Annotated in this window: 15 protein-coding genes and 2 pseudogenes; 13 read left to right on the plus strand and 4 right to left on the minus strand. The window is 68.8% G+C overall.

Annotated features, from left to right (window positions below; all coding sequences use genetic code 11):
• The first annotated feature begins 37 nt into the window (after nucleotides 1–37).
• The 8 genes and pseudogenes from ACO057_RS08015 (at nucleotide 38) to ACO057_RS08050 (ending at nucleotide 12843) form a co-directional block, all read left to right on the plus strand.
• On the plus strand, nucleotides 38–2521 hold the full coding sequence (locus ACO057_RS08015) for a glycogen/starch/alpha-glucan phosphorylase (RefSeq protein ID WP_421990390.1): 2484 nt from the start codon (nucleotides 38–40) through the stop codon (nucleotides 2519–2521).
• 3 nt (nucleotides 2522–2524) lie between these two features.
• Complete coding sequence (glgB, locus tag ACO057_RS08020; RefSeq protein ID WP_421990392.1) at nucleotides 2525–4765, plus strand: 1,4-alpha-glucan branching protein GlgB; 2241 nt, start codon at nucleotides 2525–2527, stop codon at nucleotides 4763–4765.
• Complete coding sequence (gene glgC, locus ACO057_RS08025; protein ID WP_421990394.1) at nucleotides 4758–6023, plus strand: glucose-1-phosphate adenylyltransferase; 1266 nt, start codon at nucleotides 4758–4760, stop codon at nucleotides 6021–6023. The genes glgB and glgC overlap by 8 nt, the downstream gene beginning before the upstream one ends.
• Before the next feature lie 17 nt (nucleotides 6024–6040).
• Nucleotides 6041–7486 carry a glycogen synthase GlgA gene (gene glgA / locus ACO057_RS08030; RefSeq protein ID WP_421990624.1) on the plus strand — a complete coding sequence of 482 codons (1446 nt, stop codon included), beginning with the start codon at nucleotides 6041–6043 and terminating at the stop codon, nucleotides 7484–7486.
• The gene (glgX, locus tag ACO057_RS08035) at nucleotides 7479–11462 is read left to right on the plus strand and encodes a glycogen debranching protein GlgX (protein ID WP_421990396.1); all 3984 of its coding nucleotides are present in this window, start codon (nucleotides 7479–7481) and stop codon (nucleotides 11460–11462) included. The genes glgA and glgX overlap by 8 nt, the downstream gene beginning before the upstream one ends.
• Nucleotides 11459–11896, plus strand: coding sequence for an MgtC/SapB family protein (locus ACO057_RS08040; protein ID WP_421990398.1), 438 nt, complete (start codon nucleotides 11459–11461; stop codon nucleotides 11894–11896). Before glgX ends, ACO057_RS08040 begins: the two co-directional genes overlap by 4 nt.
• Nucleotides 11897–12091: 195 nt before the next feature.
• Nucleotides 12092–12262: pseudogene (locus ACO057_RS08045) on the plus strand (transposase); the annotation flags it as partial.
• Nucleotides 12263–12291: 29 nt separating this feature from the next.
• Nucleotides 12292–12843, plus strand: a complete 552-nt coding sequence (locus ACO057_RS08050; protein ID WP_421990400.1) for an IS5 family transposase — start codon at nucleotides 12292–12294, stop codon at nucleotides 12841–12843.
• Between the two features lie 13 nt (nucleotides 12844–12856).
• Here ACO057_RS08050 and ACO057_RS08055 read toward each other — a convergent pair whose 3' ends face one another.
• The 4 genes from ACO057_RS08055 to petA form a co-directional block, all read right to left on the minus strand.
• Entirely contained in the window at nucleotides 12857–13738 is an 882-nt protein-coding gene (locus ACO057_RS08055) for an S-methyl-5'-thioadenosine phosphorylase (RefSeq protein ID WP_421990402.1), read from the minus strand.
• A gap of 119 nt (nucleotides 13739–13857) precedes the next feature.
• Nucleotides 13858–14619 carry a cytochrome c1 gene (locus ACO057_RS08060; protein ID WP_421990404.1) on the minus strand — a complete coding sequence of 254 codons (762 nt, stop codon included), beginning with the start codon at nucleotides 14617–14619 and terminating at the stop codon, nucleotides 13858–13860.
• A 3-nt stretch (nucleotides 14620–14622) separates the two neighbouring features.
• A complete protein-coding gene (locus ACO057_RS08065; protein ID WP_421990406.1) occupies nucleotides 14623–15906 on the minus strand; it encodes a cytochrome b in 1284 nt (427 codons plus the stop codon).
• 64 nt (nucleotides 15907–15970) lie between these two features.
• Nucleotides 15971–16540, minus strand: a complete 570-nt coding sequence (gene petA / locus ACO057_RS08070) for a ubiquinol-cytochrome c reductase iron-sulfur subunit (protein ID WP_421990408.1) — start codon at nucleotides 16538–16540, stop codon at nucleotides 15971–15973.
• A gap of 271 nt (nucleotides 16541–16811) precedes the next feature.
• Between petA and hemF the strand changes: the two are divergent.
• The 5 genes and pseudogenes from hemF (at nucleotide 16812) to ACO057_RS08095 (ending at nucleotide 21586) form a co-directional block, all read left to right on the plus strand.
• Nucleotides 16812–17704: pseudogene (hemF, locus tag ACO057_RS08075) on the plus strand (oxygen-dependent coproporphyrinogen oxidase).
• A gap of 276 nt (nucleotides 17705–17980) precedes the next feature.
• The gene (locus ACO057_RS08080) at nucleotides 17981–18961 is read left to right on the plus strand and encodes a Bug family tripartite tricarboxylate transporter substrate binding protein (RefSeq protein WP_421990410.1); all 981 of its coding nucleotides are present in this window, start codon (nucleotides 17981–17983) and stop codon (nucleotides 18959–18961) included.
• Nucleotides 18962–19072: 111 nt separating this feature from the next.
• On the plus strand, nucleotides 19073–20185 hold the full coding sequence (locus ACO057_RS08085) for an S-(hydroxymethyl)glutathione dehydrogenase/class III alcohol dehydrogenase (protein ID WP_421990412.1): 1113 nt from the start codon (nucleotides 19073–19075) through the stop codon (nucleotides 20183–20185).
• A gap of 25 nt (nucleotides 20186–20210) precedes the next feature.
• Nucleotides 20211–20840, plus strand: coding sequence for a tyrosine-protein phosphatase (locus ACO057_RS08090; RefSeq protein WP_421990414.1), 630 nt, complete (start codon nucleotides 20211–20213; stop codon nucleotides 20838–20840).
• A 245-nt stretch (nucleotides 20841–21085) separates the two neighbouring features.
• Entirely contained in the window at nucleotides 21086–21586 is a 501-nt protein-coding gene (locus ACO057_RS08095) for a hypothetical protein (RefSeq protein ID WP_421990416.1), read from the plus strand.
• Nucleotides 21587–21642 lie beyond the last annotated feature (56 nt).

Raw genomic sequence — 21642 nt, forward strand, 5'->3', positions numbered from 1 at the left:
CCTTGCCGAACGCACCCAGAGACCGAGGACCACGCCCTTGAACGAAGTCGAAGGCCCCATCCTGCCCGCCGCGCCCCACGACGCCGCGCCGAGCTGCGCGTCCGGCGAGACGCTGCGCGACACCATCCTGCGCAAGCTGACCTTCGATCTCGGCAAGAGCCGCGCCGGCGCGCTGGACCGCGACTGGTTCATCGCCACCGCGCTGGCCGTGCGCGACCGCGTGGTGGAGCCCTGGCTCAAGGACATGCGCGCCACCTACGAGCAGGGGAACAAGCAGGTCTATTACCTTTCGCTGGAATTCCTGATCGGCCGGCTGCTGCGCGAGAACATCACCAATTTCCAGCTGACGGCCGAGGTGAAGGACGCGCTCGCCTCGCTGGAGGTGGACCCGCAGAAAGTCTTCGCCAGCGAGCCGGATGCCGCGCTGGGCAATGGTGGCCTGGGGCGCCTGGCCGCCTGCTTCATGGAGAGCCTTGCCAGCCTGCAGATTCCCGCCTTCGGCTATGGCATCCGCTACGATCACGGCCTCTTCCGCCAGGTGATCCGCCAGGGCTGGCAGGAGGAATATCCCGAGAACTGGCTCGAATACGGTAACCCCTGGGAATTCGCCCGGCCCGAGATCGCGCATCGCATCGGCTTCGGCGGCACGGTCGAGGATGTCGAGGGCGAGGACGGCGAGGAACGCCAGGTCTGGAAGCCCGGCGAGACGGTGCTCGCCGTCGCCTATGACACGCCCATCGTCGGCTGGCGCGGCAAGCATGTGAACACGCTGAGGCTGTGGTCCGCCCGCGCGGCCGACCCGCTGCAGATCGACGCCTTCAACCGCGGCGACCATATTGGTGCGCTTTCGGATCGCGTGCGGGCCGAGGCCATCTCGCGCCTGCTCTACCCGTCGGACGACAGCCCGGCCGGCCTCGAGCTGCGGCTGCGGCAGGAGTTCTTCTTCTCCTCCGCCGCCCTGCAGGACCTCATCCGCCGCCACACTCGCGTCTATGGCAGCCTCGAGACTCTGCCCGACCGCGTGGCCATCCAGCTCAACGACACGCATCCGGCCATCGTCGTCGCCGAGCTCATGCGCATCCTGCTCGACGATCACGGCATGCTCTGGACCGATGCCTGGCGCGTCACCCAGGCCACCATCTCCTACACCAACCACACCCTGCTGCCCGAGGCGCTTGAGACCTGGCCGGTCGCGCTGATGGAGCGGCTGCTGCCGCGCCACATGCAGATCATCTACCTGATCAACGCCATCCATCTGGATGCGGTGAGCGCGGCCCATCCGGGCGATATGGGGCTGCTGGCCTCGGTCTCGCTCATCGAGGAGGGGCATGGCCGGCGCGTGCGCATGGGCAACCTCGCCTTCGTGGGATCGCACAAGGTGAACGGCGTCTCCGCGCTCCATTCGGACCTGCTGAAGAAGACGGTTTTCCGCGACTTCAACGCGCTCTTCCCCGGGCGCATCACCAACAAGACCAACGGCATCACCTTCCGCCGCTGGCTGCAGCAGTGCAATCCGGGGCTGACCGGACTGCTGACCGACACGATCGGCCCGGAATTCCTCGACAAGCCGACCGCCCTCGTCGGGCTCAAGCCGCTCGCCGGAGATGCCAGCTTCCAGGACCGCTTCATGGCGGTGAAGCGCAAGAACAAGGAGGCGCTGGCCGCGCTCATTCGCCGCGAGATCAACGTCCGCGTCGACCCCGCCGCGCTGTTCGACGTGCAGATCAAGCGCATCCACGAATACAAGCGCCAGCTGCTGAACCTGCTGGAGACGGTGGCGCTCTACAACGAGATGCGCGCCCAGCCGCATCGCGACTATGTGCCGCGCGTGAAAATCTTCGCCGGCAAGGCGGCGGCGAGCTATCACCGCGCCAAGCTCATCATCAAGCTCGCCCACGACATCGCGCGCACGGTCAACCGCGACCCCGCCATTCGCGACCGGCTGAAGGTCGCCTTCCTGCCCAACTACAATGTCTCACTCGCCGAGATGATCGTGCCCGCCTGCGATCTCTCCGAGCAGATTTCCACGGCGGGGATGGAGGCCTCGGGCACCGGCAACATGAAGCTGGCGCTCAACGGCGCGCTCACCATCGGCACCATGGACGGCGCGAACGTCGAGATCCACGAGCATGTCGGCAACGAGAACATCTTCATCTTCGGCCTGACCACGGAGCAGGTGGCGCACCGCCGCGCCGAGGGCTGGAAAGGCCAGGATTCCATCGACGGCTCGGAGCGCCTGCAGCAGGTGATCGAGGCCATCTCCTCGGGCGTCTTCTCGCCCGACGATCCCGAACGCTATCGCGACCTGATGCAGATGCTGCGCGACCACGACCACTTCCTCGTGACCGCCGATTTCGACAGCTATTACGACACGCAGCGCAAGGTCGCGCAGCGCTGGGCCAGGCCCGCCGACTGGGCGCAGGCTGCCATCCTGAACACCGCCAATATGGGCTGGTTCTCCTCGGACCGGACCATCTCCGAATACGCGCAGGAGATCTGGCAAGTGCCGGTGCCGGGCTAGGCGATGCCCGACGCCTGGCGCACGGGCGATGGGGATGCGGCGGCCCTGCTGGAGGCCCGCCACGCGGATCCCTTCGCCGTGCTCGGCCCGCATGCGGCCAGCGGCGGCGTGGCGGTCCGCGTCCTTCGCCCCAAGGCCGATGCCGTCGAGGCGATCTTCGACGATGGGCGCAGCCTGGAGCTGACCCGTCGTGGCGACAGCGCCCTCTTCGAGGGCCTGCGCGCCGGTGCGTCCCTGCCCGCGCCCTACCGGCTGCGGGTCCACGAAAGCGGAGGGCAGATGGACATCCTCGACCCCTATGCCTTCGGCCCCACGCTCGGCCCGCTGGACGATCACCTGCTGCTTGAGGGCACGCATCAACGCCTTTACGAGCGGCTCGGCGCCCATCTGCTGACGCATGAGGGCGTGGAGGGCGTGCGCTTCGCGGTCTGGGCGCCCAATGCCCGGCGCGTCTCCGTGGTCGGCGCGTTCAACCGCTGGGACGGGCGCGTGCACGCCATGCGCCGGCGCGTGGATTCCGGGCTGTGGGAGATCTTCCTCCCCGGCCTCGGCGAGGGCGTCGCCTATAAATACGAGATCCTCGGCGCCCAGGGCGAGCTCATGCCGCTCAAGGCCGATCCCGTGGGCTTCGCGGCGGAGCTGCGCCCAGCCAATGCCAGCGTCGTCGCCCGGCTCGACGGCTTCGAATGGACCGACGCGGCCTGGATGGAGGCCCGCGGGCGGAAGGATCACCGCCGCGCGCCGATGAGCATCTACGAGGTGCACGCGCCCTCCTGGAAGCTGCATCCGGACGGCCGCTACTGGGATTGGGACCGGCTCGCCGCCGACCTCATTCCTTATGTGAAGGATCTCGGCTTCACGCATATCGAGTTCATGCCCGTGATGGAGCATCCCCTCGATGCCTCATGGGGCTACCAGCCGATCGGGCTGCACGCCGTCACCGCACGGATGGGCCCTCCGCTTGGCCTCGCGCGGCTGATCGATGCGGCGCATGCGGCGGGCATCGGCGTCATCCTCGACTGGGTGCCGGCGCATTTCCCCGAGGACGCCCACGGCCTCGCGCGCTTCGACGGCACCGCGCTCTACGAGCATCCCGACCCCCGGCGCGGCTATCATCCGGACTGGAAGACGGCGATCTACGATTACGGCCGCAAGGAGGTGCAGGCCTTCCTTGCCTCCAACGCGCTCTTCTGGATGGAGCGCTTCCATGCGGACGGCCTGCGCGTGGACGCCGTCTCCTCCATGATCCACCTCGACTATTCGCGCGGCCCCGGCGAATGGGAGCCCAACGAGGATGGCGGCAACGACAATCGCGATGCCGTGGGCTTCCTGCGCCGCACGAATGCGATGCTGGCCGAGCAGGCGCCCGGCGCGCTCATGATCGCCGAGGAGGCGACGGACTGGACCGGCGTTTCCGCGCCCGTCGAGGAGGGCGGGCTGGGCTTCGGCTTCAAATGGAACATGGGGTGGATGAACGACACCCTGCGCTATGTGCAGAAGGACCCGCTGCAACGGCGCGGGGCCCATCAGCTCATGAATTTCGGGCTGCTCTATGCCTTCAACGAGAACTTCGTCCTGCCCCTCAGCCACGACGAGGTGGTGCATGGCAAGGGCACCATCCTCGGCCGCATGCCCGGCGATGCGGGCGACGACTGGCGGCGCTTCGCCAATCTGCGCGTCTACTACGCCTTCATGTGGGGCCATCCGGGCAAGAAGCTGATCTTCATGGGCCAGGAATTCGGCCAATGGCGCGAATGGTCCGAGGAGCGCGAGCTCGACTGGTGGCTGCTCGAATACCGCAACCACAAGGGCGTGCAGTCGCTCATCCGCGCCCTCAACCGCCTCCATCGCGAGATCCCCGCGCTGCATGCGGCCGACACGCGATCCGAGGGCTTCGCCTGGATCGACGCCGACGACGCGGATCGCTCCGTGCTGAGCTGGCTGCGCTTCGACGGCGAGGGCGGGCCGCCCGTCGCGGTGCTGTGCAACTTCACGCCCATTCCGCGGGTTGACGCCCTCATCGGCCTGCCGCGGGCCGGGTTGTGGCGGGAGGTGCTGAACACGGATGCCGAAGCCTATGGCGGCTCGGGCCAGGGAAATCTCGGCCTCGTGACCGCCGTGGCGAAACCGGCTTTCGGGCAGCCGGCCTCGGCGAAAGTGCTTCTGCCCCCGCTTGCAACCATTTATCTCGTAGCTGACGCTTGGGAGACGCCAGACGCGTCCCCGGAGGAACCGCATGCCTGACCGCGCACTTGCGCCCACACCCCTCGCCCGCACCGCGATGGCCTTCGTCCTGGCGGGCGGCCGCGGGTCGCGGCTGATGGAGCTGACCGACCGGCGCGCCAAGCCCGCCGTCTTCTTCGGCGGCAAGTCGCGCATCGTCGACTTCGCGCTGTCCAACGCCATCAATTCGGGCATCCGCCGCGTCGCCGTCGCGACGCAGTACAAGGCGCACAGCCTGATCCGGCACCTTCAGCGCGGCTGGAACTTCCTTCGTCACGAGCGCAACGAGAGCTTCGACATCCTGCCCGCCAGCCAGCGGGTGTCCGAGAATTCCTGGTATCTCGGCACGGCCGATGCGGTGTTCCAGAACATCGACATCATCGAGGACCTGGCACCCCGGCACATGGTCATCCTGGCCGGCGACCACATCTACAAGATGGATTACGAGCGCATGCTGCAGCAGCATGTGGACATGGGGGCGGATTGCACCGTCTCCTGCATGGCCGTGCCCAGGGCCGAGGCCTCGGGCTTCGGCGTGATGGCGGTCGATGCGCAGGGCCAGGTCGTGGAATTCGTCGAGAAGCCCAAGGATCCTCCCGGCATCCCCGGCCGCCCCGATCTCGCTCTGGCCTCCATGGGCATCTACGTCTTCGAGACGAAATTCCTCATCGAGCAGCTGAAGCGCGACGCGGCGGACCCGAATTCCAGCCGCGACTTCGGCAAGGACATCATCCCCTGGCTGGTCGAGAACGGCCGCGTGGCCGCCCATCGCTTCGAGCGGAGCTGCGTGCGCTCCAGCATGGAGGAGGCGCCCTATTGGCGCGACGTCGGCACGCTGGACGCCTATTGGGAGGCCAATATCGACCTCACCGACATCATCCCCCCGCTCGATCTCTTCGATAAAGCCTGGCCCATCTGGACCTATGGCGAGGTCGTCCCCCCGGCCAAATTCGTGCATGACGAGGCGGGGCGCCGGGGCGAGGCGATCTCCTCGCTGGTTTCCGGCGGCTGCATCGTCTCGGGCGCCTCGGCGCATCGCTCGCTGCTCTTCACGAGCGTGCATCTGCACTCCTATGCCCGGGTCGATGGCGCGGTGCTGCTGCCCGACGTCGATGTCGGCCGCGGCGCGCGGCTCACGCGGGTGGTGGTGGATCGCGGCGTGCGCATTCCGGATGGCATGGTGATCGGCGAGGATCCCGTGGAGGATGCGCGGCGGTTCCGTGTCTCGGAAAAGGGCGTCTGCCTCGTCACCCAGGCGATGCTCGACCGCCTCGCATGAGCGCGCCTTCCGCGCCGCTGCGCGTGCTGGCCGTCGCCTCGGAGGGCTTTCCCTTCGTGAAGACCGGCGGCCTCGCCGATGTGGTGGGCGCCCTGCCCGCCGCGCTGGCGGTCGAGGGCGTGGCGGTCACCACCATGCTGCCGGGATACCCCGCCGTGATGAGCGCGCTGGGGCCCGTGCAGGCGAGCGAGCCCGTCGCCGACTTCTTCGGCGCGCCGGCGCGGCTGGTCCGCGCCAAGGCGGCGGGGCGTGATCTGCTGGTGCTCGACGCGCCGCATTTCTTCGCCCGTTCCGGCTCGCCCTATCTCCAGCCGACGGGCACCGACTGGCCGGACAACGCCATGCGCTTCGCCGCCCTGGGCCGCGCCGCCGCCCAGGCGGCGCAGGGCGTGGGCGCCATGGCAGGCTTCGATGCCGTGCATGCGCATGACTGGCAGGCGGGGCTCGCGCCCGCCTATCTGCGCTTCGCCGCGTCTCGGATTCCCACGCTCTTCACCATCCACAACCTCGCTTTCCAGGGGCAGTTCCCGGCGAATATGTTCGGGCTGCTCGGCCTGCCGCCCGAAGCCTTCCGGACGGCGGGCCTCGAATATTTCGGCATGGTCGGCTACCTCAAGGCCGGCATCTGGTTCGCCGACCGCGTCTCCACCGTCTCGCCCGGCTACGCCGCCGAGATCCGCACGCCGCAATGGGGCATGGGGCTGGACGGGCTGCTGCGCGGCCGGGGCGCGGCCGTCGGCGGCATCCTCAACGGGCTCGACACCCAGGAGTGGGATCCCGCGGCCGATTCCCACCTGCCCGTGCGCTTCACCGCCCGGACCGCTGCGGCGGCGCGCGCGGCGAACAAGAAGGAACTGCAGGCCCGCATGGGCCTGGCCGCGGATCCGAACGCCCCGCTCTTCGCCTTCATCGGCCGCCTCGCCTGGCAGAAGGGCGTGGACCTCATTCTGGAGGCCCTGCCGGCGATCCTCGACCAAGGCGGGCAGCTCGCCATCCTGGGCAGTGGCGAGGCCGCGCTGGAGGAGCGCGTGCATGGCGCGACGGCCACGCAGATCGGCCGCGTCGGCAGCTTCATCGGCTTCGACGAGGGCTTCGCCCGCCTCTGCTATGGCGGGGCCGATTTCATCCTGATGCCCTCGCGCTTCGAGCCCTGCGGCCTCGGCCAGCTCTGCGCCCTGCGCTATGGCGCGCCGCCGGTCGTGGCCCATGTCGGCGGGCTCGCCGACAGCGTGGTCGACGCCAATGAGATGGCCCTGGCCTCGGGCGCGGGGACGGGCTTCAACTTTGCGCCGGTCGGGCCGGAGATGCTCTCGGCCGCCATCGAGCGGGCCGTCGCGCTGTATCGGGAACCGGCGCTGATGCGGCAGGTTCAGGCCAATGCCATGGCGCAGGATGTCTCCTGGTCGCGTTCGGCGAAGAAATACGCGGCCGTCTTCCGGACGATGGTTGCCGCGCGTGGCTGACGGGCGCGGCCTCGCGCCTCCCCCGCCCGGCCTGGGCGTCACCCTAAACGGGGACGGCATCGACATCGCCATTCCCGCTCCAGGGGCGACCGAACTCTTCTTTTGCGTCTTCGAGGAGGGACGCGAAGTCGCGCGGCACGCGCTGCCCTCACGGCAGGGCGATGTCTTTTTCGGCCATATCCCGGGCATCGCGCCGGGGACCGCCTATGGCCTGCGCGCCTCCGGGCCCTGGGCGCATCGCTTCAACCCCCAGAAGCTGCTGCTCGACCCCTGGGCGCGGGCGCTGGAAGGCCCGGTGCACGCCCCCCCCTGCGCCTTCGACACCGGCGAGGAGCCCGACCAAGCCGATAGCGGGCCGCATCTCGTCCGCGCCCTCGTGCAGGCGCCGCTACCGCCGCAGGACTGGCGCGCGATGCCGGCCCGGCCCGAGGTCCTCTACGAGATGCACGTCCGGGGCTTCACCAGGCAGCATCCCGAGATTCCCGAGGCCCTGCGCGGCACCTTCGCCGGCCTCGCCCACCCGGCCGCCATCGCCCATCTCACGCGCCTGGGCGTCACCATGGTCGAGCTGCTGCCCACGGCGGCCTGGGTGGATGAGCGCCATCTCGGCCCGCTCGGGCTGAGCAATTACTGGGGCTACAACTCCGTCTGCTGGCTGGCGCCCGATCCGCGCCTCGCACCCGGCGGCATGGCCGAGGTGCGCGCCGCCGTCGCCGCGCTGCGCGCCGCCGGCATCGGGGTGATCCTCGACATCGTGCTGAACCACAGCGGCGAGGGCGACGCGCTCGGCCCCACGCTCAGCCTGCGCGGCCTCGGCAACGAGGCCTGGTATCGCCATAACCCCGATGGCTCGCTGGCCAACGACACCGGCTGCGGCAACACCCTGGCGTTGGACCAGCCCTGGCCGCTGCGCCTGGCCATGGATGCGATGCGCCACTGGGCCGGGCAGGCGGGGGTGGACGGCTTCCGGCTCGACCTCGCCACCACCCTCGGCCGCACGCGGACGGGCTTCACGCCCGACGCGCCGCTGCTGCTGGCGATGCGCCAGGACCCCATGCTGCGCACCCGCCGCATCATCGCCGAGCCCTGGGATATCGGCCCGGGCGGCTATCAGCTCGGCCGCTATCCCGCCGGCTGGGCGGAATGGAACGACCACTTCCGCGACGATGTCCGCCGCTTCTGGCACGGCACGCGGACCCGGTCCCTCGGGCCGCTGGCGACGCGCCTCGCCGGCTCGGCGGACGTCTTCCCTGACCGCATCGGCGACAGCGTGAACTTCATCACCGCCCATGACGGCTTCACTTTGCGCGACCTCGTCAGCTACGAGCACCGCCACAACCTCGCCAATGGCGAGGAGAACCGCGACGGCACCGGCGACAACCATTCCTGGAACCATGGCGTCGAGGGCCCGACCGACGACGCCGCGATCCAGGCGCGACGGGACGGCGATGTCCGATCCCTGATGGCGACCCTGCTCGCCGCGCGCGGCCTGCCGATGATCGCCATGGGCGACGAGGCCGGCCGCAGCCAGTCCGGCAACAACAACGCCTATGCCCAGGACCATGCGGGCATGTGGCTCGACTGGGCGGGGATGGACCAGGGCCTCGTGGACTTCACCGCGAAGCTTATCGCCGCGCGCAAGGCGCATCCCGCCCTGCACGCGCCCGTCGCCTTGACTGGCGAGCGGCAGGAGGGCACGGGCCTGCCCGACGTCACCTGGCTCCATGCCGATGGCCACGCCATCTCCCCCCACGACTGGGGCCACGCCCGCTGCCTGGTCGCGGTGCTGCATCACGGCGACGACCGCGTGGTGCTGGCCTGCAACGGCGCAAACGAGGCCTATCCGCTGCGCCTCCCCTCCCCGCGCTGGGGCTATGGCTGGGCGCTGCTGGCCGATAGCGCACGGCCCGATTCCACGACGATCGGCGGGCTCGCCCCGCGCTCGGTGGTGCTGCTGGCCGAGACGCCAAGCCGCGCCCGCAGCCCCGATGCCGCCGATCCGGACAGCATCGCCCGGCTGGCCGCGGCCGCCGGCCTCGCCCCCGTCTGGCAGGACCTGGAGGGGCGCGAGCATCACGTCCCGGAGGCCACGCTGCGGCAGATCCTCGGCGCGCTCGGCCTGCCCGCCGAGACCGCCGCCCAGGCGCGCGACAGCCTGGCCCGACGCCGGCAACGCCCTGTGCTGCCCGCGCATATCGTCGCGCGCGCGGAGGAGCCGACGGAGATCCTGCTCGGCGATGGCATGCCCGCGCGGCTGCAGCTGGAGCTCACGCTCGAGGATGGCCGCACCAGCGCCCTCGTCCTGACGCCGGAAGGCGGCCGCGTCGCCTTGCCTCCCCTGCCGATGGGCCGCCACATGTTGCGCTGGCGCGGGGCGCTTTGCCGCATCACCGCGGCGCCGCCCGCCTGCTACCTGCCGCCCTCCATGGAGGCCGGGCAGCGCCATTTCGGCCTCACCGCCCAGAGCTATTCCCTGCGCCACGCCGCCGACCAGGGCATGGGCGACTTCACCGCCATCGCCGAGCTCGCGCGGCATGCGGGCGCGCGAGGGGCATTGTGGCTCGGCATCAGCCCGCCGCACGCGCTGCACCCCACCGAGCGCGAGCGCGCCAGCCCCTACCAGCCCTCCGACCGGCGCTTCCTGGAGCCGATGCTGATCGACGTCGCCCGGCTCGGCGGCGGCGATTTCTCGGCCCTCCGCGCGCTGGATTCGGTGGACTATCCCGCCGTGTGGCAGGCCAAGCGCGCCGCGCTGCACGCTGCCTGGGCGCGCTTCGACCGCGCCGATCCCGCCTTCGCCGCCTTCCGCGCGGCGGGCGGCTCGGCCCTGGATCGCTTCGCCGCCTTCAACGCCCTGGCCGAACGCGCCGGCCACAGCGACGCCCGCCAATGGCCCGCCGGCCTGCGCCACGGCCGCGATGCCGCCGTCGCCGCCTTCTGCGCGCAGGAGGCCGAGGCGGTCGGCTTCCACACCTGGTTGCAATTCACCGCCGATCGCCAGCTGGCCGAGGCGGCAGCCGCCGGCGCGGGCCTTTATCGCGACCTCGCGGTGGGCACCGCGGCCGACGGCGCCGAGTTCTGGTCCGGCGATGGCGGCTTCCTGCCCGGCCTGTCCATCGGCGCGCCACCCGATCCGCTGGGGCCCCTCGGCCAGGTCTGGGGTGTGCCCCCGCCCGACCCCATCGCCGCCGAGGCCAGCGGGCACGCCGCCTTCGCCACCCTCATCCGGGCCAATATGCGCCACGCCACGGCGCTGCGGATCGATCATGTGCTGGGGCTGAAGCGGCTCTTCCTGGTGCCGGAGGGCGCCTCGGCCGCCGAGGGCTGCTATCTCGACCAGCCTTTCCAGGCCTCGATGGGCGAGGTGGCGCTGGAATCGCACCGGGCCGGCTGCGTCGTCGTGGGCGAGGATCTGGGGACCGTCCCGCCCGGCCTGCGCGAGGCGCTGCACGAGGCGCGCGCGCTCTCCTATCGGGTGCTCTGGTTCGAGCGCGACGGGCAGGCCTTCTCCCCGCCCGACCACTACCCGGCCTTGGCCGCGGCCTGCATCGCTACTCACGACCTGCCGACCCTGGCCGGCTGGTGGGAGGGCGCGGATATCGCCGAGCGGCAGGCGCTGGGCCTGCTCGGCGCGGCCGATGCCGAGGATGCGCGGGCCGAGCGGCTGATGGAGCAGGAGACGCTCTTCGCCGCGCTCCGCGCCGCCGGGATCGAGGTGCCGGACGCCGTCGAGGGTCCGATGCCCCCGGAACTGGCTGGCGCCATCCACGCCTATGTCGCCGCGACCCCCTCGCTCATGCTGCTCGTCCAGGCGGAGGACCTCGCTGGCGAGCGGGTTGCCGTGAACCTGCCCGGCACGGATCGCGAGCGCGCCAACTGGCGCCACCGCATCGCGCTGGATGCAGAGGGCATCTTCGCGACGCCCGTGGCGCGGGCCGTGCTGGCGGGGCTGGGCGAAAGGGAGGCCAAGGAATGATCGACACCTTCGCCGTCGCGCCACATCTGGTCGCGCTCGGCATCGCCTATGTGCTGGCCATTCCCATCGGCTGGGATCGCGAGCGCGCCGAGCGGAGCGCTGGGCTGCGCACCTTCCCGCTTGTCGCGATCGCGGCCTGCGGCTTCGTACAGGCGACGGAGGGATTGCTGGCCACCCATCCGGAAGGGGCGGCGCGGGTGATCGAGGGCGTCATCACCGGCATCGGCTTCATCGGCGGCGGCGCCATCATCAAGCATGGCACTTCGGTCTATGGCACCGCGACGGCGGCGAGCCTCTGGGCCACCGGCGCCGTGGGCGTCTCCGTCGGCCTCGGCGTCCATGACGTGGCCGTGGTGATCAGCGTGATGACCTTCCTCACGCTGCGTTTCCTCGCGCCGCTGAAGCGCGAGGGCGGCGGCGATGCGGGGGGCTGAGCCTCCTCGCCCGTCCTGGAGCATCACCTGATCAGACGGAATCGTCTGGTCAGGGTAAAGATGCTCGAAAAAACAAAGAGCTAGAGACTTCGAAGTGAGCCCTTGCGAACGAAGAAGGCTCTAGGCTCCAAACCCAATCAGTTGTGGCATCGACGCGCGAGGATGTGATTCACGATCTTTGGGAGGTCGTGGATCATGGAGCAGGGGTTTTGGCTGAGTGATGTTCAGTGGGCGGCGCTCGAGCCGCACCTGCCGCGCAACCAGCCTGGCGCACATCGGGTGGACGATCGGCGCGTGATCAGCGGGATCGTTCATGTTCTGAAGCATGGTGGCCGCTGGCAGGACTGCCCGCGGCGCTACGGCCCGCCGACGACCATTTACAACCGCTATCACCGATGGTCGCAGCGTGGCGTCTGGCAGGGCGTGTTCGCAGCCTTGGCCGAGGCCACGCCGGGCGGCGTGCAGTTGATCGACAGCACGACCGCCAAGACGCAGCGCAGTGCCGCTGGTGGAAAAGGGGGGCCGACGCTCAGGCCATAGGACGGTCTCGCGGCGGCAGGGGGACCAAGATCCACCTCGTCGTCGACGGGCGAGGGCGCGTTCTCGCCTTTGTCGTGAGCCCAGGTCAGATGGGCGATATCCGAGCCGCCCATGGTCTGCTGGCCAACCTTCCGCCCTCGGCTCTTTGCGCTGCAGACACGGCCTATGACAGCAATGGCCTACGCAGCTTTCTCATCGCACGCGGGACCTTGCCGGTCATTCCCAACAATCCTACCCGCAAGCATCCACACCCCTTCGACGAGAAGTTCTACAAGCTACGAAACCGCATCGAACGCACCATCGGGCGCCTCAAGGATTGGCGACGCATCCACACCAGATACGACAAGCTCGCCAACAACTTCGCCTCAGCTGTCGCCATCGCGGCCATCCTCATCGGATGGACCTGATTGAGTCTGGAGCCTAGGCGAAGATCCGCCCCGCGACGGCGTCCAGCTTGCGCAGCATCTCCGGATCGCGCTTCTCCGGCGCCGTGATGATCGCATGGTCCAGCGCGCGGTCGCAGCCGGTCGGGCAGAACCCGCGCGGCGCGCCGATGCGCGGGATCAGCGACTTCACCAGCGCCTTCGCCTTGTCCGCATTGGAGAAGAGGACCTTCACCACCTGATCGACGGTGACGTGGTCGTGGTCCGGATGCCAGCAGTCGAAATCGGTGACCATGGCGACGCTCGCGTAGCAAATCTCGGCCTCACGGGCGAGCTTGGCCTCGGGCATGTTGGTCATGCCGATCACGTGGCAGCCCCACTGGCGGTAGAGCAAGCTTTCCGCCTTGGTGCTGAACTGCGGGCCTTCCATCACGAGATAGGTGCCGCCGCGCGTCATCGGCAGGCCGAGTTCCTTGCCGGCATCCTCGACGGCGTCCGACAGGCGCGGGCAGGTCGGATGCGCCACGCTCACATGCGCCACGCAGCCCGGCCCGAAGAAGGACTTCTCGCGCGCGAAGGTGCGGTCGATGAACTGGTCGACGATGACGAAGTGACCCGGCGGCAGGTTCTCCTGCAGGGAGCCGACGGCCGAGAGCGAGATGATGTCCGTCACGCCCGAGCGCTTCAGCGCATCGATGTTCGCGCGGAAGTTCAGCGCGGAGGGCGGTGTGGGATGGCCGCGGCCGTGGCGCGGCAGGAAGACGCATTTGATGCCGGCGAGGCGGCCGAAGAGCAGCGCGTCGGAGGGCTCACCCCAGGGGGTCGCGACCCGGCGCCACTCGCGGTCTTCCAGGCCGTCGATGTCATAGAGGCCCGATCCGCCGATGAGGCCGATCACAGGTTCCACGGTGTCGGTCACGCTGGGATTCTCCAAAAATGCGAAAGGGGGCGCTGGATGGCGCCCCCAAGGGAAGTCGTGAGGTCTAGATCAGGTCACGGCCGGGGAAAACCACCCTGGCCGTGACAGTTCGGCGCGGATCAGTGGGCGTCGGCCCAGATCTTGCGCTTCGTCAGATAGGCCAGGACGCCCAGGATGCTGAGGAAGATCAGGATCTTCACACCCATCGCGCGCCGCACCTCGAGCTCGGGCTCGGCGGCCCAGGCCAGGAAGGTCGACACGTCGCGCGCCATGGCTTCGACCGTGTTCGGCGCGCCGCCGGTGAATTCGACCTGACCGTCGCTGAGCGGCGGGGCCATGGCGATCTGATGGCCGGGGAAGTACTCGTTGTAGTGCATCCCCTCCATCACCGTGACGCCGGCCGGCGCGTCGCGGTAGCCGGTCAGCAGCGCGTGGATGTAGTCCGCGCCACCCTCACGAGCCTTCACGATCACCGAGAAGTCCGGCGGCAGCGCCCCGCCATTGGCGGCGCGGGCGGCGTTGTCATTGGCGAAGGGCCGCCGGAAGTGATCCGAAGCGCGGCCGGCCCGCTCGAACATCGCGCCTTCGTCGTTCGGACCGTCGGTGATCTGGAACCCGGCGGCGATGTTGCGCACCTGGTCCGCGCTCAGGCCGAGATCCGTGAGGTTGCGGTAGTACAGCTGCCGCATGGCGTGGCAGCTGGAGCAGACCTCCTTGTAGACCTGGAAGCCGCGCTGAGCGGACGCCCGGTCGAAGGTGCCGAAGATGCGGTTGAAGCTGAAGCCCGCATCCGGGATCGCGGGGCCGTGGGTCTCCGCCGCGAGGGCGGGCGCCGCGGCCAGAAGGCCGACGGCGAGGAGAAGAGCCTGGATCTTGCGCATGGTTCAGGCCTTTTCCATCGGCTTGGCAGGGGCACCGCCCGGGAGGGGACCGGCGCCGATGGCCTTCTTCCCGAGGACCGCGACCGCGATGCTCTCAGGCAGCGGCAGCGGACGTTCGAAGCGGCCCAGCAGCGGCAGGGCGACCAGGAAGTAGGCGAAGTAGAACAGGGTCGAGATCTGGCTGATCAGCACGTAGGGCTGCTCGGCCGGCTTGCCGCCGCACCACATCAGGACGAAGAAATTGACCGTCCAGAGCAGGAACAGCACGCGGCTGATCGGGCGGAAGCGCAGCGAGCGCACCTTGGAGCTGTCCAGCCAGGGCAGGACGAAGAGCAGCATGATCGAGCCACCCATCAGCGCCACGCCGCCCAGCTTGTCCGGCACCGCGCGAAGGATCGCGTAATAGGGCAGGAAGTACCATTCAGGCACGATGTGCGGCGGCGTCACCATCGGGTTCGCGGGGATGTAGTTGTCCGCATGGCCCAGGTAGTTCGGCATGAAGAAGACCAGCACCGCGAAGACCATCAGGTAGACGACGATCCCGACGCTGTCCTTGATCGTGTAGTAGGGATGGAAGGGCAGCGTGTCCTGCGGGCCCTTGGGCTCGATGCCCAGGGGGTTGTTCGAGCCCGTGATGTGCAGGGCGGCGATGTGCAGGAACACCACGCCCGTGATCACGAAGGGCAGCAGGTAGTGCAGCGAGAAGAAGCGGTTCAGCGTGGGGTTGTCCACCGAGAAGCCGCCCCAGAGGTAGGTCACGATGGTGTCGCCGACCAAGGGAATGGCGCTGAACAGATTGGTGATGACGGTCGCGCCCCAGAAGGACATCTGGCCCCAGGGCAGCACGTAGCCCATGAAGGCCGTGGCCATCATCAGCAGGAAGATCACGACGCCCAGCATCCACAGCAGCTCGCGCGGCGCCTTGAAGGAGCCGTAGTACATGCCGCGCCAGATGTGGATGTAGACCACGATGAAGAACATCGAGGCGCCGTTCGCGTGGATATAGCGGATCATCCAGCCGAAGTTCACGTCGCGCATGATGCGTTCGACGCTGTCGAAGGCCATGGTGACATGCGGGGTGTAGTGCATGGCCAGAACGATGCCCGTCACGATCATGATCACGAGATTGATCATGGCGAGGGCGCCGAAGTTCCAGAAGTAGTTGAAGTTCCGCGGCGTCGGGAAGACGCCGTATTCCTTCTGAACCATGGTGAACACCGGCAGGCGCTGGTCGACCCAGCGAATGATCGGGTTCTTGAGCTGAGAGTCGTGCAGGCCGCCGGCCATGTTGCTCGTCCTCTAGAAGTTGCGGCAAGGGAGGCGCGGCGTCATGCCGGCCTCCCGATCTGGATCAGCCGATGCGAACGGCGCTATCGGAGGTGAAGGCATAGGCCGGCACCGGAAGGTTCAGCGGCGCGGGCCCTTTGCGGATGCGCGCCGAGGTGTCGTAGTGGCTGCCGTGGCAGGGGCAGAACCAGCCACCGAAATCACCCTTCGGATCGGTCGGCTTCTGGCCGAGCGGGATGCAGCCCAGATGCGTGCAGACACCGACCACGATGAGCCAGGGCCCACGCTGGACGCGGGATTCGTCAGTCGCGGGATCGCGCAGTTCGTTCATCGGAACGGCGCGGGCGGCAGCGATCTCCTCCGGTGTGCGATGGCGCAGGAAGACCGGCTTGCCGCGCCACATGACCGTAATGGCCTGACCGACGGTGACAGGGCCGATATCCACATCCGTGCTGGCCAGCGCGAGCACGTCGCGGGCCGGAGCAAGCTGGGAGATGAAGGGCCACACAATGGCACCGGTACCCACCGCGGCGAAGGCCGCCGCCGTGAGCTTGAGAAAGTCTCGCTTGGTGGCGCCCGCGGGGTGTCCCGGATGGTCCCCATGCGTACCAGGCGTTGCCAGCGCTTCAGCCATTCACGTCACCTCTCTGCCCATCCGCGAACACCGGATGAAACCCTTGATACCCCGAGATTTAGGCACAGATCGCCCTTGTCCCGGAGGCCTTCCTGCCTATTACGCACCGTTTGGGAAAGTGGCAACCGCGCAACGCCTTAAGAAGGCGCAATTGGCTCCTGGGCTGGCCTGGCCGTGTTCGGCTGGCCACGGACCGGGCGGGGGGGCGCGATTCGCGGCGCGGCCCGCCCCCCTCGCCTCCTGCGGCCCGCGATGCGATAGGCTCGCGATCATGACCGAACCCTCGCTCGCCCCTTTGGCCCACCCTCTCGCCGGCCCCGCCGAGGCCTGGTTCGCCCAGCTGCGCGATCGCCTCTGCGCCGCCTTCGAATCGAACGAGAATGCGCTGACCTCGGGTCCGCATGCCGGACTGCCGGCCGGACGCTTCACCTTCACCCCCTGGCAGCGCCCCGAGGGCGGCGGGGGGCACCATGGGCGTGATGCGCGGACGGGTCTTCGAGAAGGTCGGCGTGAACATCTCGACCGTGCATGGCGAGTTCTCGAAGGAGTTCCGCGCGCAGATCCCCGGCGCCGAGGAAGACCCCGCGTTTCGTCGCGACGGGCGTTTCGCTGGTGGCGCATCCGCGCTCGCCGCGCGTGCCGGCCGCGCATATGAACACGCGCTTCATCCTGACGAACAAGGCCTGGTTCGGCGGGGGCGGCGATCTCACGCCGATGAACATGACCGCGCCGGAAAGCCTGGAGGACGCGGCGGCCTTCCACGCGGCCTTCCAGCGCGCCTGCGACGCGCATGACCCGACCTATTACCCGCGCTTCAAGCAATGGTGCGACGAGTACTTCTACCTGCCCCATCGCAAGGAAACCCGCGGCCTGGGCGGCATCTTCTACGACTGGCTCGGCGACCGCACGCCCGGCCACGGAGCCGAGGCGGATTTCGCCTTCACCAGGGATGTCGGCCTCGCCTTCCTGGAGGCCTATCCCGCCATCGTCGCCCGGCGCATGCACGAGGAATGGACGCCCGAGGAACGGCAGCACCAGCTGCTGCGGCGGGGACGCTATGTGGAGTTCAATCTGCTGCACGACCGGGGGACGGTCTTCGGGCTGAAGACCGGCGGCAATGTCGAGGCGATCCTGATGTCGCTGCCGCCCGAGGCGGCCTGGTAGCCGGGCCGCAGTCAACCGGCCGTCAGCGCAGGCTGCCGCGCATGTAGCGGCGTTCCGGCCGATAGCCGAGCCAGCGTTTGACCTTGCGCATCATCCTCGCGAACATCGAAGCCTCCTATCGATGGCTCCCTTCTGGCGCGGAGTTGCGGCGGGTCCAGGCCCGCCCCGCGGCGATTTTGTGGCAGGGCCGCTTAACGGGGCATTACCCCTTTGCCTCCGGCGCGGAGTCCGACATTCTTACGGACAATACATAACACGTCCGAGGATCACATTCGCATGTCCACCCGCCGCCATGTCCTGGCCGCCGGCCTTTTCGCGCCCGGCATCATTTCCAGCGCCCAGGCTCAGACCTCCAACTGGCCCGAGCGGCCCGTCCGCGTGGTCGTGCCATGGCCTCCGGGCGGCAGCACCGATGTCCTTTGCCGCCTTCTCTCCGAGCAGCTGAGCAACCGGCTCGGCCAGCCCTTCGTGATCGAGAACCGGCCTGGCGCCGGCGGCAACATCGGCGCCGAGGCGCTCGCGAAGTCCACGCCCGATGGCTACACCATGAGCCCCCTGACGCTGGGCGTCTGGTCGATCGCCAACTACCTCTACAGCCGCCTGCCCTTCGACTGGGACAAGGACTTCCAGCCCATCTCCATGCACTGGCAGCTGCCCAATGTGGTCGTGGCACCCGCGCAATTCGTGCCCGCGACCAACATGGCGGAGTTCATCGCCTGGGCGAAAGCGCGCCCCCAGGGCGTCAGCTTTGGCAGCCCTGGCGTGGGCACGACGGCCCAGCTCTGCGGCGCGCTGTTCTGCAATCGCCAGAACATCGACGGCCAGCATGTGCCCTTCCGCGGCGCCGCCCAGATCATTCCGGCCATGCTCTCGGGCGACCTCACCTTCGCCATCGACAACCTCGCCAGCTATGTCCCCGTGATCCAGGAGGGCCGCATGCGCGCCTTCGCGGTGACCGGCGAGGAGCGCCACCCGGCGCTGCCAAACGTGCCGACGATGGCCGAGGCCGGCGTGCCCGATTTCGTTGTGAATTCCTGGTGCGCCATGGGCTTCCCGGCCGGCGTGCCCGCGCCGATCGTGCAGAAGGCGTCGCAGGCGATGCAGGCGATCGCCAACGACCCCGAGGTGAAGGCCCGCTTCCTCCGCACCGGCGCCATCGCGCTCGGCTCGGAGCCGGACGCGGTCTGGCAGCGCGCGCGGCGCGAGCGCCCGCTCTGGCAGGAAATGGTCCGCATCGCCGGCGCGCGCCTCGACTGAACCGCCGCCGGGCGTCCCCCTGAAACGCTTTCCCTGATATGGAGCGGGGGAATGTGTTCCCGGATGGGAGAATGCGAGGGGGCGGCGCCCCCTCGCGGGAAAGGACAGACCATGAAGTCACGCGCGGCCATCGCCTTCCAGGCCGGAAAGCCCCTCGTCATCGGCGAGGTCGACATCTCCGGCCCCAAGGCCGGCGAGGTCCTGATGGAGGTCATGGCGACCGGTATCTGCCACACCGACGCCTATACGCTTTCCGGCCTGGATCCCGAGGGGCTCTTCCCCGCGATTCTCGGCCATGAGGGCGCGGGCATCGTGCGCGAGGTGGGCCAGGGCGTGACGTCATTGAAGCCCGGCGACCATGTGATTCCGCTCTACACGCCCGAATGCCGGCAGTGCAAAACCTGCCTCAGCCAGCGCAGCAACCTCTGCACTTCGATCCGCGCGACCCAGGGCAAGGGCGTGATGCCCGACGGCACCAGCCGCTTCCGCTGCGAGGGCACGGATGTGATGCACTACATGGGCTGCAGCACCTTCTCGAACTTCACGGTCCTGCCCGAGATCGCGCTCGCCAAGGTCCGCGAGGACGCGCCCTTCGAGAAGATCTGCTACATCGGCTGCGGCGTGACGACGGGCATCGGCGCCGTCACCAACACGGCCAAGGTCTGGCCGGGCGCCAATGTCGCGGTCTTCGGGCTGGGCGGCATCGGCCTGAACGTCATCCAGGGCGCGCGGATGGTCGGCGCCGACAAGATCATCGGCGTGGATATCAACCCCGCCCGCCAGGAGATGGCGCGCCGCTTCGGCATGACCCATTTCGTGAATCCCGACGAGGTCGGGCGCGACAAGGTGGTCCAGGCCATCCAGGACCTCACGGACGGCGGGGCCGATTTCAGCTTCGAGTGCATCGGCAACACGAATGTGATGCGCCAGGCGCTGGAATGCACGCATCGCGGCTGGGGCACCTCCATCGTCATCGGCGTGGCCGCCTCGGGCCAGGAGATCTCGACGCGGCCCTTCCAGCTGGTCACCGGGCGCAACTGGCGCGGGACGGCCTTCGGCGGCGTGCGCGGCCGCACGGAAGTGCCGAAGATCGTGGACTGGTACATGGAGGGGAAGATCCAGATCGACCCGCTCATCACCCATGTGATGCCGCTGGAGAAGATCAACGAGGGCTTCGACCTCATGCATTCGGGTGAGAGCATCCGCAGCGTGGTTGTCTTCTGATCCGGATGCGGCCACATCCGGCCGCATGACGACCTGGATCAACTCGCTCTTCGTGGACCACGCCTTCCTGCGCATCGGCTGGCGCAACTGGGGCGTGGTCGAGAGCGGCCGGCTGTACCGCTCCAACCACCCCCTGCCCTGGCAGCTGGCCGAGGCGGTGAAGCGGCACGGCATCCGCAGCGTCATTAACCTGCGCGGCCATCGGCGGGAGTGCGGCTCTGACGCGCTGGGCCGCGAGGAGGCGGCGCGGCTCGGCCTCACCCATGCCGACCAGCCCTTCGAGAGCCGCGGCGCACCGCATAAGGACCGCCTGCTGCGGCTGATCCAGCTCTACCGGACCCTGCCCGAGCCCATCCTCATCCACTGCAAGTCGGGCGCGGACCGCACGGGCCTCGCCGCCGGCGTGTGGCACCTGATCCAGGGCCGCGATGCGGCGACGGCCGCGCGCGAGCTCACTTTGCGCCACGGCCATGTGGCGGCGGCGCGGACCGGGATCCTGGACGCCTTCTTCGCGGCCTATGCGGAGGCCGAGGCGCGCGGGCTCGGCTTCGAGACCTGGCTGACGACGGAATATGACGAGGCCGCGCTCCGCGCCGCCTTCCAGCCCCAGCCCGTGGCGAGCTGGATCACGGACAAGGTGCTGCGGCGCGAGTAACCCGCCGGCCATTCGAAGCGGCCGCACTGCGGCAAAAAAGTCACAGCCAGCACTGCAAGCACAAACAATGGCTTAGGCGTCGTGAAGGATGGGACACTCGGCACTATCGTGGGCCGCTGTGACCATATCGTCGCGAAAACTTGATGATAGCCTGAGATGGTAGGGTTACAGAGGACGGGCGGTGGATACCTGCGGCCGCCGCGTCCCCGATAGTGCAGGGTTTGGGAACAGAAACGATGTCGAAAATGAAGCCGCTTCTCGCAATGGGCGCGATGCTCGCTCTCGCCGCCTGCGAAACCACGGGCCAGCAACAGGGCTTTTCGGAGATGTTCCCGCTGCTCGATAACACGGGCCGCGTCGTGGGCTATGCTCCTCCCTCCGCTGTGCGCAACACGCCCCCGGGCACGGCGATTCGCATGAACATCAACGGCAGCGACCAGCTCGTGACCCTCGGGCCACGCGTGAGCCCGCCGACCTCCGCCGGCACCCCGGTCATCATCGGCACCGACAATGGCCGTCCGGTCGTCGCGCACATTGGTCCGGGTCAGGGCGATCTCGCTCCGGCCGGCACGCCGGTCGTCACGGGCACGGACGCCAATGGCCGCCCGATCATCACCTACGTCCAGCCCGGCCAGCAGGCCCCGCAGGGCGCCGTCGCCGGCCGTCGTGGACAGCGCAATGTCGCGCCGCGCGCCCCCGGGACGCTCGCTCCGGGTGTCGATCCGGTGGTTCAGCCCAACCGCTAAGACAAGTCACGCCTTGTTCCGCCCGCGGCCGCAAGGTTCGCGGGCGGAACTTTGTC

This window comes from Roseococcus sp. (assembly GCF_965227005.1).
In the GTDB taxonomy this organism is placed as follows: domain Bacteria; phylum Pseudomonadota; class Alphaproteobacteria; order Acetobacterales; family Acetobacteraceae; genus Roseococcus.